Here is a 1,679-nt window from a genome sequence, read left to right as displayed (position 1 = left end):
GCCGCGGCGCCGAACCGGCGCCGGCTGAGGTGGTGCGATCTATCGGGAGTGCTGCTCCCCATCTGGATCCTCCGAGTGTCGCCGAGAACAAGAATCCGACTGAGCCAAGTGGTCTGAACCACTCGTCAGTTGCGGCACATCCTCGCGTCCTGCCTCACCCCGGGACAAGAGCCATGCGCTACGCGGGTAACGTCGGGGGTCCGAAAGGGTTGCTCACACGGCAGGACGAGGGACGAGGAGAGACATTGACCGACATCGAACGCGTCGGAGTGGTCGGATCCGGCCAGATGGGCTCGGGCATCGCCGAGGTGTGTGCCCGCTCCGGCCTCCAGGTCGTCGTCGCCGAGACCACCGGCGACGCCCTCGAACTGGGCCGTACCCGCGTCAGCAACTCGCTCGCCAAGGCGGCGGAGCGCGGGAAGATCAGCGGGTCGGAGCGGGACGAGGCGCTGGCCGCACTGAGCTTCACGACCGATCTCGGAGAGCTTGCGGACAGCGACCTCGTGATCGAGGCGGTGGTGGAAAACGAGCAGGTCAAGACCGAAATCTTCCAGATCCTCGATCAGGTCGTCATCCGCCAGGACGCCGTCCTCGCCTCCAACACCTCCTCCATCCCGATCGTCAAGCTCGCCGTCGCCACCTCGCGGCCGGAGCAGGTCATCGGCATGCACTTCTTCAACCCCGCGCCCGTCCAGCGCCTCGTCGAGCTGATCCCGGCACTGACGACCAGCGACGACACGCTCAAGCGGACCGAGGCGCTGGCCCGCGACGTGCTCGGCAAGCACGCCATCCGGGCCCAGGACCGCTCCGGGTTCGTGGTCAACGCACTGCTGATCCCCTATCTGCTGTCCGCGATCCGCATGTTCGAGTCGGGCATCGCGACGCGCGAGGACATCGACAACGGGATGGAGCTGGGCTGCGCCCACCCGATGGGGCCGCTGAAACTCGCGGACCTCATCGGCCTCGACGTCGTCGTCTCGGTGGCCGAGTCGATGTACGAGGAGTACAAGGAGCAGCTGTACGCGACGCCGCCGCTGCTGGCACGGATGGTCGAGGCCGGCCGCCTGGGCCGAAAGTCGGGCGCCGGGTTCTACGCCTACTAGTTGGTTCGTATTACAGGAATCCGTACGGAGCTACCGCACACGGCCGGCTCACGGCCGCCAGTCTTGGATTGGATCGATCCACCCCCTGGAGACCAGGGGGTGCCCCAGGCTCCATCCCCGTGTGCGCCGGGGAGCAGTGCACAGGTCATGCACTGCCGATGCACTGGACGGGTCCATCCCCGCGTGCACGGGGAGCAGGCCCCCAGCGTCCACGTGGTGGTGCCGCTGCTGGGTCCATCCCCGCGTGCACGGGGAGCAGGAACTTCACGTCGTCGGGGACTGGCGCGAGGTGGGTCCATCCCCGCGTGCACGGGGAGCAGTCTCGCTGACCTGGGTGTTTATCGAGAGGGGAGGCCGTTCTGAGCAACAAATGAAGGTTCGGACATTTCCACCATCTGTCTAGCGAGGAGTCTGTGCGCCTCGTGGTGTGCGAGGCCCAACTCTTCACGCAATGCTACGAGTTCAGCTTCAACCGTATGGGCGGGACCGCACGCCGAACTCAAGCAGCCACGGCGGTGGCCGCCGGGCCCGGCGTCGGGGAGATTCCACGGTACGGGGCCGGCGGCCGGCCCCGTA

At 67.1% G+C, this 1,679-nt stretch carries 1 protein-coding gene; it reads left to right on the top strand.

The window, feature by feature from the left end; genetic code table 11:
• Positions 1-245 precede the first annotated feature (245 nt).
• Positions 246-1,103 (top strand): 3-hydroxybutyryl-CoA dehydrogenase, encoded by an 858-nt coding sequence (locus H5J30_RS31635; protein WP_181791010.1) that lies wholly within the window; start codon positions 246-248, stop codon positions 1,101-1,103.
• Positions 1,104-1,679: the final 576 nt, after the last annotated feature.

The sequence above is a fragment of the Streptomyces phytophilus genome (genome assembly GCF_013870535.1).
GTDB lineage: Bacteria > Actinomycetota > Actinomycetes > Streptomycetales > Streptomycetaceae > Streptomyces > Streptomyces phytophilus.
Note: the sequence above shows the minus strand (reverse complement) of the source record. Positions and strands in the feature narration are given on the sequence as shown.